The organism is Stenotrophomonas sp. S39 (assembly GCF_016624665.1).
In the GTDB taxonomy this organism is placed as follows: domain Bacteria; phylum Pseudomonadota; class Gammaproteobacteria; order Xanthomonadales; family Xanthomonadaceae; genus Stenotrophomonas.
The window spans coordinates 13084-25306 of sequence record NZ_JACVTT010000030.1; the positions used below are offsets into that span (position 1 = coordinate 13084).

The window sequence follows — 12223 nt, forward strand, 5'->3', positions numbered from 1 at the left end:
GGCTCAGTCGAGCATGGCTCGACGCTACAGAATGCAGCCGAGCGTGGGCTCGGCTCTACAAAGCCAGTCGAGCTTGGCTCGACATCAGCCGTTCCAGCCCAGCCCGCGCGGCTCATTGCTGAACCCTGCCGCGCGCAGGGCGTCCACGGCAGGCCCGCGGTGGACCGGCTCCTCATTGATCCGCTGCAGCGTGAAGGACAGGCGCCGGCCGCGCCGCAGCCCGACTACCAGCGCCTGTGCCGCCGCCGTCCAGCGCGCCGCAACGTCGTCGGCCGTGTCATCGATCCAACTGGACAGCTGGCGGCCACCCTGCGGCAGATACAGCTGCAGCCGGCCTCCACCGATCACCACCAGCGCACCGGCGCGGCGCACCGGCCTCGCCCCGGCCGTCGTCTGAGGCCAGGGCAACAGGCTGCCGAACGGATTGGCCGGATCCAGCGCGGACAGCGCAACCCATCCGCCTGGGCCACCCGCGCGCTCGGCGCTGGCCCGCAGGCGGTCGATATCCTCGCGCTGCGCGAACTGGGCACCGCCCATGCCCTCCACGAAGCGCCCGCGCAGCAGCTGGCCGGTGTCTTCCATGCTGCGCAGCACCGGACGCAGTGCCGGGAAACCGCCGGCCACGGCTTCGCTCATCGCCGCGCTGCGGGTAACCACCGTATAGCGGTCCAGCAGCGCCTCGGTCTGCGCCAGCGCGCGCAAGGTGTCACTGGCCCGCTCCTGTGGCAGCAGCGACCAGCGTCCGGCCAGCGTCGGCCCCGCGCTGCTGGCCAGCTCCAGTCCTGCACTGCCCGCCGCCAGCGGCGCGAAGGCAAAGCCGCGGCGGCGGCGGGACACGGGCATCGGGCGCGCCCGTAGCGGACGCGCGCCGTCGAGCGCACGCAGCGGGGCCCACAGGTCACTGCTGATCTGCCCGCGCCAGGCCAGCTGCCACAGCGCCGTCTGGAAATCCTCGCCGGCGTTGCCTGCACCCGCGAATTGAGCCTGTACCTGCATCGCCAGTTGGCGCGCGAAGAACGCACCGCCTGCGGCCAGCACCTGCAGGACCGCCAGCTGCATCGGCGACGCGTTGGCAGCCACGTCCATGAGCGGCAGGGTTTCGGCCGCACGCTCCCGCAGGTGCAGCGACACCCATCCGTCATCGTCGCCCAGCCGGCCGTGGCCGGCCCAGAGCACCGTACCGGTGGCCAGCAGTTCATCCAGCAGCGCAGGCGTGTAACCGGGCACCCGCGCAGGCAGCACCTGCTGTTCCCACAGCGAGGCTGGCAGTGGCAACCCCGCCAGTTGTTCGATCACCTGCAGCACGCGCTCGCTGCCACGATCAGGCGCGGCCTCGTGCAATACGCCCTGCCCTTCCAGCAGCACGCCGACATAGGCGTCCACCGGTACCGGGCGCGTTGCCTCGCGGGCGGCCTGCAACGAGCGCAGCCGCAGCCGCTGCAGCACATCGACCGCCACCCATTCGTGGTCCGCGCGCGCGGCAGGCGGTGTGGTGTTGCCGGGAAGCTGGCGGCGATCAAGGCCGAAGCGACCACGAATGATCCGGCCCTGCTCCTGCAACAACTGCAGCGCGTCATCCACCACCGCCACACCCACTCCGAAGCGGGCAGCCACGCTGCCGCTGCTGAAGGGCCCATGGTGGCGCGCATGGCGGCCGAGCAGGTCACCGAGTGGATCAAGCACCGGTGCCAGGAATACCTCGGCAATGCCTGCCGGCGGATCGATGCCGAGGGCATCCCGCAGCCGCGCAGCGTCTTCCACCGCTGCCCACTGTTCAACACCGGCAACGGTCACGCGGATGGCGCGGCCAGCGGTGTGCAGCGCCTGCAGCCAGGCCGCCACCTGCGTGGGTTCGGTGATGCGCTGCGCGATGTCGCTGGCCGGCAACGGGCCAAGCTCACGCAGCAGGTCGGCCACGCCTTCGCTGCCCCGCGCGTGGCGGGGCGGATCCAACCGCTGCAGCTCACGCGCCACGGTAGCCACCACGTCATCGTCCAGCAGCTCACCGAGGTCGACCTGGCCAAGCAGCTCGGCGAGCAGGCCACTGTCGAGCGACAACACCGAGGCACGCCGTTCGGCCAGGGGCACGTCGGCTTCGTACATGAACTCGGCGACATAGCCGAACAACAGGTTTGCCGCGAAGGGCGACGGCACGGCGGTCTCCACGTCCACCACCTGCACCTGGCCGGCCTGCACGCGCAGCATCAGCGCATCCAGCGCGTCCAGGTCGTAGACGTCCTGCAGGCATTCGCGCGCGGTCTCGACCAGGATGGGGAAATCCTCGTGGCCGCGCGCGATCTCCAGCAACTGCCCCGCACGCAGGCGCTGCTGCCACAGCGGCGAGCGCTTGCCCGGCGTGCGCCGTGGCAGCAGCAGGGCGCGCGAGGCGCACTCACGGAAACGGGCGGCAAACAATGCGGACCCGGTGACTGACAGCGTGATGGTGTGGCGCAGGCTGGCCGCGTCGAACAGGAACACCTCCGCGCCCGGCGCAGCGCCGCTGCGGTCAGGCATGCGCACGATGATGCCGTCGTCACTGGCCACCACCGCCGGATCGATGCCGGCCTGCTCGCGCAGGCGCGCGGCCACCGCCAGGGCCCAGGGGTCGTGCACGCGGCGTCCGTAGGGCGAATGCAGCATCACCCGCCAATCGCCCAGTTCGTCGCGGCAGCGCTCGACCACCAGGCGCAGGTCAGTCGGCAGCACGCCGGTCGCCTGCTGCTGCTCGGCAACAAGCGCCAGCATGTTGCCGATCGCGCTGTCGTCCAGGCCACGCTCGCGCAGGCGCGCGAGCAGCGCCGGTGACGGCTCGCCAGCGCCGCCCGGATCGGCCTCCAGTTCGGCAAGGAACGCGCCGGTGGCCTGCCCCAGCTCGGCCGGGCGACCGATGCCCTCGCCACGCCAGAACGGCAGCCGCGCCGAGCGCCCGGGTGCGGGCGTCACCACGACCTGGTCAAGGGTGATCTGGTCGATGCGCCAGGACGTCGCGCCGAGGGTGATCACATCGTTCACCCGCGACTCGTGCACCATCTCCTCGTCCAGCTCGCCCACCCGACGCGAACCGGCCTGCTCCTCGCCCTCAGGCAGCACCACCGCGTACATGCCGCGGTCCGGGATGGTGCCGCCACTGGTGACCGCCAACTGCCGGGTACCCGGGCGCGCGGTCAGCGTGGCCGTTTTCCGGTCCCACACCAGACGGGGGCGGAAACCAGCAAATTCGTCGGACGGATAGCGCCCGGCCAGCATGTCCAGCACCGCGTCAAAGGCACTGCGCGGCAGCGTGCGGTAAGGCGCGGCGCGGCAGACCCGTGCAAACCAGGCCTCCACATCGAGTGGCTCCATCGCTACCGCAGCAACGGTCTGCTGGGCCAGCACATCCAGCGGGTTGCGCGGTGGATCGATGGCTTCGATGCGCCCATCCAGCATGCTGTCCACCACCACCGCGGCATCGACCAGGTCGCGCCGTGTCCGCGGGTAGAGCAGGCCGCGCGACATGCCGCCGACCTGGTGTCCCGCACGCCCCACCCGCTGCAGTGCACTGGACACCGACGGCGGCGCCGCCACCTGGATGACCAGATCCACCAGGCCCATGTCGATGCCCAGCTCGAGGCTGGAGGTCGCAACGACGCAGCGCAGCTCGCCCGACTTCAGCGCCTGTTCGATCGCGGCGCGCTGCTCCTTGGACACCGAGCCATGGTGCGAGCGCGCGATCACTGACTCGGGTGCAGTGACACGGTTCACCGTGCTGCCGGTGAATGAACCGTAGGCGGTTGCGGCCGCATCGTCGGTGTCGCTCGCGTGCCCAGCGTCCGCGCGCTCGGCATGCAGCTCATTGAGTCGTGCGGTCAGCCGTTCGGCCACGCCGCGCGAATTGGCAAAGACAATCGTGGAGCGATGCCGCATCACGTTGTCGAGGATGCTGGCTTCCACATGCGGCCAGATCGAACCGGTGCGCGCGCCGGCCCCGCGCCCTTCCGCCGGACCGTGCACGACCAGGTCGGTCATGTCCTCCACCGGCACCACGATCTTCAGCTCCAGCTGCCGCTGCGAGGGCGGCTGCACCACCTGCACCGGTCGATCACCGCCGAGGAAGGCCGCAACGCCCTCGACCGGCCGCACCGTGGCCGACAGGCCGATGCGTTGTGCAGGCACCTGCAGCAGCGCGTCGAGCCGCTCCAGGCTCAGGACCAGGTGCGAGCCACGCTTGCCGCCGGCCACCGCATGGATCTCATCGAGGATGACCGTATGCACATCGCGCAGGATCTCCCGCGCCTGTGACGTCAGCATCAGGTACAGCGACTCGGGCGTGGTGATCAGGATGTCCGGCGGACGCCGCACCAGCCGCGCGCGCTCGCTGCTGCTGGTATCGCCGGTGCGCATGGCAACGGTCAGGGCAACGGCCGGGTCACCGCGTTCACTGCGGCGCGCACTGATGCCCTGCAGCGGCACCTGCAGGTTGCGCTGAACATCGCTGCCCAGCGCCTTGATCGGCGACAGGTACAGCACGCGCGTGCGTGCCACGGGCCTGGCCGCCGGGTCGCGGCGTGCATCGCCATCGCGCTCGGCGAACACCTGGTCGATCGCATGCAGGAAGGCCGCCAGCGTCTTTCCCGACCCGGTGGGCGCAACCACCAGCGTGTGCTGGCCTGCGGCGATCGACGCCCATGCCTGGTCCTGCACCGGCGTCGATGCCGCGAACGCGGAATGGAACCAGTCACGGGTGGCGGGATGAAAGTGCTGCAGGGAATCCAAGGCAGGGCCGGTCGCCATCGATGATGGCTTCGATGATACGGCGAAGAAATCGTTTGTCGTTACGGAGAGTTACGTTATAACATTTCACGCTATTTTTACGGAGCGTGTCATGCGTCGCCACCTGCTAGCTGCAGCCATCCCCCTCGCCCTTCAGTCCGTCGCCGTCCATTCCGCCCGGGCGGCGGACGCGCCCACCCTGCCCACCCTGCAGGTGGAGGCCAGCCAGCGCTCGCGCATCGACAGCCGGGTCACCGTCGACAACCCGCAGGCACAGAACCGCACCCTTGGCGGCCTCCTCGAGCACGTTTCCGGCGTGCAGAGCAGCGCGTTCGGGCCCAACGCCGGTGCCCCGGTCATCCGCAGCCTCAGCGGCAGCCGCGTGCAGATCCTGCAGGACGGCCAGTCGATCCTGGGCATGAACGCGATGAGCGGCGACATCAACATTCCGTTCGACCCGCTGTTCGTGCGCAGCGTCACCGTCAACAAGTCCTCCGACACCGTGCGCCATGGCGGCAACGCCATCGGCGGCAGCGTCGAGGTCGATTCCGGTCTGATCCCGCGCACGATGGAAGACAAGGACCAGTCGATGGAGCTGGTGCTGCGCAAGGGCTTCAACGCCGCCGATGCGCAGGGCTTCCGCATGAACTTCAACAACCAGCGCAACGTCTCCACCAACCTGCAGGTCTCGCGGCAGCGCATCTCGCACTACGACATCCCCGGCAACAGCAAGGCGGCCGCGTGCAACACGCAGCTGTTCCCGGCCGCCGGCGGGGTCAACTCGGCACTGGCCGACGCCTGCCAGAAAGAGGCGCGGGTACAGCAGGTCTACAACAAGGCATCGCAGCCCTACATCGACCAGTTCATGACCGAGAACCCGGACTGGGCCGATGGCGAGTTCTCCTTCTACACCAGCAACCCGACCTCGGTCTGGCAGCGCCAGACCTACGTCAATCCGGCCAATCCGGACTATGTCGCCGGCACGCCGTCCTACGTGCAGAAGCGGATCAACAACGACGTCACCCCGGATTACCACCATCGCCTCGGCAACAGCTACTCACGCAGTTCGCAGGTCGCACTCGGCTCGACCCTGTTCTTCGACCGCGGCTACGTGGGCGTCAGCATCGATGCCAAGGACAGCGAGTACGGCGTGCCCGGCTTCTCGATGCAGAACCTGTCCTTCGGCGCCAACTACGCCGATGGCCTGCCGGTGGGCGTGGTCATCAAGCAGGAGCGCTATGCACTGGAAGCCCTGCTGCGCGATCCGGTGCCGGGCATCGAACGCGCCGAGCTGCGCGTCTCGCAGCTGGACAACACCTCCGGCGAACGCTTGGGTGCCCGCAAGGCCAACGATTACGACTTCGAAAGCACCCAGGCCGAACTGCTGCTGGCCCACCGCCGCGTGGGCCCGCTGAGCGGCCTGCTCGGCCTCAGCCAGCAGTCACGCGACGTCACCGGCAGCGGCCCGCAGCGCTACCTGCCCAACGTCGACACCCGCACCCAGGCGGTGTTCCTGAAGGAAACGCTGGACTTCGACTGGGCCTCGTTCGACGCGGGCGTGCGCCACGAACGCGTGGACCACACATTGCGGCCCAGCAGCTTCAAGACCGCGCGCAATTCCGCCAATACCACGCTGCAGGACCGCGACTTCCGGCTCAACAGCTACAGCATCGGCTCCTATGTTGAACTCGGCCCGCTGTTCGCCGCCAAGCTGCGCTATTCCTCCTCGCAGCGCGCGCCGGAGATCAACGAGCTGTACGCCAGCAACGCGCACTACTCGGTGATGACCCAGGAAGAAGGCAACCAGAACCTGGAACCGGAACGCGCGAAGAACCTGGAGCTGGCCGGCATGTTCCACCTGGGCGGCTTCCAGCTCACCGCCACCGCCTACCGGATGCGCTACGAGAATTACCTCTACCTGGGCTACTCCGGCCTGCAGACGGCCAACCGCCTGCCGCTGAAGTACTGGAAGCAGACCGATACCACGGTGAAGGGCTTCGAGATCGATGCCTCGCAGTCGGTGGCACTCGGCCGCTTCGGCAGCCTGGAGGTGTCCGCGTTCGCCGACCTGGTGAAGAACAAGGCCGACCATCCCGACGCACTGCGTGCCCACAACGACGGCGAGTATCTGCCCAACATGCCGACCAACCGCTATGGCGCGAGCCTGCAATGGCAGCGCGAAGGTTGGAAAGCGCAGCTGTCGAGCACCTACTACGACACGCAGAAGTACCTGGGCCGCAATGTCAGCGAAGAAGTGCCGCTGGATGCCTTCAACCTGGTCGACCTGCAGCTGAGCCGGGAGATTCCCCTGCGCACGACCGCTGTCGCGGGAATGGAGGTCTTCATCAATGGCAGCAACCTGCTCAACGAAGAGGCGCGCCCGCACAACTCGCCGCTGAAGTACATCGCGCCGCTGCCGGGGCGTGGCTTCCAGGTGGGCGTGACCGTGCGGCTCTGAACCAGGGCCGGCACCCCAGCGCCCGCGGAACGTGAACCGCGGGCGCGGTTGCGCGCACCACAGGCTTGAATACCGTCGGCCCTTCGGTCAACCATCGATGAAAAGGAGGATTCAATGAACTGGATGCATGCAATTTCCTGTGCGCTGCTGTTGGGCGTCTCCTCCACTGCAGGCGCGGCCTCGGCCATTGCCTACGATGCAGATGGCACCTACGGCTACTCGATGAACCAGGCGACGGTGAGCGCCTCGATGCAGAACGCGGTGAAGTACTGTGCCGCCCGCTCCCGCAACTGCGGGCAGTCGGCAGTCGCCACCGGCGAGGGCTACTCGGCCATCTTCACCGGAACGGTGTCCATGGGCTTCGCCCTGGCCGAGGCCAGTCCGGAAGCCGCGCAGCGCAAGGCAGAAAAGATGTGCCGGGAACGCGCCAACGACTGCACGCTGGCGGTGATGTGGCGCGAGCAGCCGTCGCAGGTGATCGAGCGGCCGTGGCACCCCGGTGCACCGGCACCCGCACCGGTTCCGGAGCCCCGCCGCATTTACTAGTACCGGTTTTTGATCGGTGAGACAGCCGCCCAGCGTTGATGACGTTGGGTGGCTGGCGCGGGCGCATATATGGGAATGGCCAAGCGTTATTTAGCCGGGGCGATCAGACGTGAAACAGTGGGCACTCGTTCATGTTCGCCCTCGGAGCCCACTCCTTCCATGTCCCTCGCCCGCCCCCGGACCGCGTTGACGTTCATTGGCGCCACCGCGCTGTCCTCCCTGCTGTTGCTGTCCGCGCCCAGCGCGGTTGCCGCTGAAGATGCGGTCTCTCCGCTGCGCGCGTATGTCGCCGCCAAGCGCACGGCCATCGAAGCGCAGTCGGCGCAGCCTGCAGTCCCGACCACCATCCATGCCAAGGTGACTGCCGAGAGCCGCTCAGGAGTCAGGCGCCTGCGCATCGGGCCAACCGGCGAGTTCCAGTACATCAGTGACAGTGGCCGGGACTACGCCGGCTACAACCTGGGTGCAGGCTCCTGGGACTCGCTGGTCGGTACGCTCGCCAGCTCGGTGGCTGACGAGTACGTCGTGCAGGCGGCGGTGCAGGACATTCCGCTGGATGCGCTGGATGTGGTGTTCACCAGCATTCCCGAGCGCAAGAGCGCAAGCCTTGCCTATCCCAACAACCTCTCCTATGTCGTCTACATCGATTCGCCGGCATCCGATGCGCAGCTGCAGGCGCTGAAGCGCGCGGTGCACGAGAATTCCTCGGCGATCGATCTGGTGACACGACCACAGCAGGTCAGCCACGCCGACGTGGACTATGTCCACAGCAGTCCCACGCGCGATCCGAAGCTGCCCCCCGGCCTGCGAGACTTCATCACCGAGGAGAAGCGCCCGGCGGTACTCGCCCGGCAGGCGCCACGCGATCCGAAGGATGCACCAAGGGAACCCGAGACCCTGGTCGCCCGCGCCCACGTCGAACCCCACACCGGCCTGCGCCACGTTTTCCTGGGCAAGGATGGCTACCACCAGCAGCTGCATGACAGTGCGCCGGGGCTGCTTGGCTACGGCCTGGCACCCACGGTGGAGGAGCACCTGCTGGGCGTCACCGGCACCTGCCTGACCCACATCTTCGAAGTGCAGGCAGCCTCCCGCAACGTGTTGCTGGACTCGCTGGAGCTGACCGTTGATGGTCAACTGAGCCCGCGCTTCGGCAAGGGCGTCACCACCCCGGCACGCTACAGCGGCATCCGCTACCGCGTGCGCATCGAGTCGCCTGCATCGGCCCAGGAGATCGATGCGCTCCGTCAGTCGGTCGAGGCCACTTGCCCGCTCTACAACCTGGTCAAGGACGAGCAGAAGCTCGAAGGCCGCATTGTTCGCGGTCCGTATGCAGACGCCGCGCAGTAGCCGCAGGCGCTGCATGGGTTGACCTTGCGGTGGCGATCTCCCCGGCCCACAGCGGCCCGGGAGACGCCCCTTCATTCCGGTTGTCAGCATCCCTGGGGATACTCGATGAAGCTCGTCCTGCGCTCGCATTCGAGCGTGCAACGCCCGTGGTACAACCTGCGCCCGCAGCGAGCGCGCCGCCGCCACCTGGCACTGGCGCTGTGCACCCTGCTTGCGCCCGCAGCAGAAGCCGCCGAGGAGAAGCAGACATCCGCCGCGCACGCGCATGAGGGCAATGCACGCCTGCTCGACAAGGTCTCCGTACTCGGCTCGCAGATTGCCGGCGGTGGCGCCCAGGCAGCGCTGCCGGTGGTGGCGGTGGACCGCGAACAGATCGAATCGACCGGCGCCACCAACGGCAACGAGCTGTTCCGCAGCCTGCCGCAGTTTGGCGACGTCGCCGTCACCGAGAAAGGCACCACCAACGCCGGGCGCAATTCGAATGTCGCCCGTGGCGACGTCGGCTCCATCAACCTGCGCAACCTCGGCGCGAAGTACACGCTGCTGCTGGTCAACGGTCGGCGCACCGTCCAGCACCCCATCAGCAACAGCGGCGACGACACGACCTACAACGCCAATGCCATCCCGACCTTCGGCCTGGAACGCATCAACCTGCTGCTTGACGGCGCAGCCTCCATCTACGGCTCGGACGCGGTCGCGGGCGTGGTCGACCTGGTGACGCCGGCCAACCTGCAGAACGGCGGCGGCGTCCGCCTGGACTACGGCAAGGTGTCCGACGGCCATCGTGAAGACGTCTCTCTGGATGGCTACCTGGGCAGCGACTTCGCCGATGGACGCGGCAACATCTCGCTGCTCTACGGATTCTCCACGCGGACGGCGCAGCGCAATTCCGATGCCTGGTTCACGGCGACCGATGGTCGTCGGCCACTGGGAGATGGCACCAGCGTGCCCGACCCGGATGGCAGCACCGGCTTCAGCACGCGGACGCCCTGGGGCCACTTCGATACCTATGCCAATGGCAGGCGCACCGGCAGCTGGAGCATCGATCCTGCGACCGGCGCACTCGTCTCCGGCACGGTGCCGACCCGTTACCACTATGACTCGGCCGCCGAGCCGGGCATCACCTCGGCGCCGGCCATCCGCAAGGGCAATGTGTTCGCCAGCGGCCGGTTCGACGTCAACGACTCGCTGCAGCTGTTCGGCGAGCTGGCCTATTACCGGGCCAGGTCCGAGTCATGGGTGAGCAGTGAGTCCGGCTTCGGCGGCGAGGGCTTCCTGCTGCACATCCGTCCCGACGCCTACTGGGTTCCGGAAGCGCTGCGCAGTGCCGATGCGATCCGACTGCTGAACTATCAGTTCGCGGATTCGGGGATCCGCCGCGTCACGGTCGACAACGACCAATCGCGCATCCTGCTCGGCGTACGTGGCTGGACCGAAGGCGGCTGGAACTGGGAAAGCGCACTGCTTTACTCACGCGCGCGCAGCACCGATGTGCAGCAGGGCGGGCTCACCGATGCCTTCATCGAGGCGGTGAACCGCACCGATGCCAGTGCCTACAATCCGTTCAGCGGCGGCGATCCCGCCAGCATCCGGGTTGGCGATGCCACGTCGTATGACACCTCTTCGTTCATTGGCGAGGCGACGCGCGTAGGCACCAGCGAGCTGGCGTTGTGGGATTTCAAGATCGACCGTTCCGATCTGCTGACGTGGTATGCCGGCGACATCGGCGTGGCGGCGGGCGTGGAGTACCGTTACGAAAGCCGCAGCGATGACCGCGATGGGAACATCGATGGCAGCCACCCCTATACCGACTGGTACACCGGAACGGTGGCGCCCAGCAATTTCTTCACCCACAGCCCGCGGCCTGACGTGCATGGCAGCCGCAACGTCACCTCCGCGCTGATCGAACTGGCCGTCCCCCTGGTGTCCGCCGCGCAGGGCGTGCCGCTGGTGCAATCGCTGGACCTGCAGGTGGCCGCGCGCTGGGAGGACTACAGCGACGCCGGCAAGGTCGCCAAGCCGAAGCTGGCCGCTGCGTGGAAGGTCAATGACAGCCTGCTGCTGCGCGGCTCGGTCAGTGGCGGCTTCCGCGCGCCGGGGCTGGAACTGGTCAATTCACCGCCCACCTACGGGTTCGGCTTCAACAACGACGCCATCCGCTGCCATGCACTCATCGCCAAGGGTGCACAGCCGAACTACAGCGCCTGCCTCAACGCTTACAGCAGTGGTTCGGCGGTCAAGCCATCGGTCAGCTCGGTGACCTCCTACGGCGATGACGTCAAACCGGAAACGACGCGACAGTCTTCCTGGGGCGCCGTGTTCGAGCCACGCTTCCTGCCCGAACGCTTCGGCTCGATCAGCCTGAGCGTGGACACGTGGCGGGTGAAGGTCGAGAACCCGATCAGCACCATGGGCGAGGAACTGCTCTACGACGCCTACCTGCGTGTCGTCGAAGGCACCAGCAATCCCAACGTCGTACGCGCGCAGGCAACTGCCGAAGACATCGCCCTGTTCGCGGGCACCGGGCTTGAACCGGCCGGCGTGGTCACCAACATCTACAACCGCTACCAGAACCGCAGTCCGCTGACGGCCTCCGGCATGGATTACAACTTCAACTGGCGGTTGCCGGACACCGCATGGGGTCGCTTCGCGCTGCTGGTCAGCGTCAGCCAGTTGAAGGAGTACACCCAGCAGAAGCCTGCTGAAGTGCAGGAGGTGGCCGCCGCGATCGCCCGCGGCGCGTTGAACATCATCGCGCCCGACCTTGGTGCGGCCAACGAAGTCGGCATCAACGGGGCAAAGCCGGAGTGGCGGGCCAGCGCCACCTTGATCTGGAACCTGCAGGACTGGACCGTGCGGCTGCGCGACGACTACATCGACAGTGTCAGGGCCGGGGCGTACGCCGATGGCCGGCCGTACGTGGTCGCCTCCACCCAGCGCTGGGCATTGTCGGTGAAGAAGGAGTTCCACGCGGGAGTACTGCAGGGCACCGCGGTGGAAGTGGGAGCGCGCAACCTGTTCAACAAAGAGCCGCCCCTCAACGCCTCCGGCTATTACCTGAGCGCGCTGCACGAGACCTACGGGCGCTATCTCCACCTCGGCATTTCAAAGAACTGGTGA

General features: G+C 67.7%; 5 protein-coding genes. 4 read left to right on the forward strand and 1 reads right to left on the reverse strand.

From position 1 onward, the window contains the following. Positions 1–84: 84 nt before the first annotated feature. Entirely contained in the window at positions 85–4770 is a 4686-nt protein-coding gene (locus IAE41_RS09975; RefSeq protein ID WP_200733011.1) for an ATP-dependent helicase, read from the reverse strand. 91 nt (positions 4771–4861) lie between these two features. Between IAE41_RS09975 and IAE41_RS09980 the strand changes: the two genes are divergently transcribed. From IAE41_RS09980 to IAE41_RS09995, 4 genes are all read left to right on the forward strand, one after another. Continuing rightward, positions 4862–7207 (forward strand): TonB-dependent receptor, encoded by a 2346-nt coding sequence (locus IAE41_RS09980; RefSeq protein WP_200733012.1) that lies wholly within the window; start codon positions 4862–4864, stop codon positions 7205–7207. A 114-nt stretch (positions 7208–7321) separates the two neighbouring features. Continuing rightward, positions 7322–7753, forward strand: coding sequence for a DUF4189 domain-containing protein (locus IAE41_RS09985; protein WP_200733013.1), 432 nt, complete (start codon positions 7322–7324; stop codon positions 7751–7753). Between the two features lie 159 nt (positions 7754–7912). Beyond that, entirely contained in the window at positions 7913–9103 is a 1191-nt protein-coding gene (locus tag IAE41_RS09990; RefSeq protein ID WP_200733014.1) for an OsmC family protein, read from the forward strand. Positions 9104–9208: 105 nt separating this feature from the next. Beyond that, a complete protein-coding gene (locus tag IAE41_RS09995) occupies positions 9209–12223 on the forward strand; it encodes a TonB-dependent receptor (RefSeq protein WP_200733015.1) in 3015 nt (1004 codons plus the stop codon).

Excerpts from the sequence above, each read along its gene's own strand:
- IAE41_RS09975 (WP_200733011.1), bottom strand. The coding sequence starts at position 4,770 with ATGGCGACCGGCCCTGCCTTGGATTCCCTGCAGCACTTTCATCCCGCC.
- IAE41_RS09990 (WP_200733014.1), top strand. The coding sequence starts at position 7,913 with ATGTCCCTCGCCCGCCCCCGGACCGCGTTGACGTTCATTGGCGCCACC.
- IAE41_RS09995 (WP_200733015.1), top strand. The coding sequence starts at position 9,209 with ATGAAGCTCGTCCTGCGCTCGCATTCGAGCGTGCAACGCCCGTGGTAC.
- IAE41_RS09980 (WP_200733012.1), top strand. The coding sequence starts at position 4,862 with ATGCGTCGCCACCTGCTAGCTGCAGCCATCCCCCTCGCCCTTCAGTCC.
- IAE41_RS09985 (WP_200733013.1), top strand. The coding sequence starts at position 7,322 with ATGAACTGGATGCATGCAATTTCCTGTGCGCTGCTGTTGGGCGTCTCC.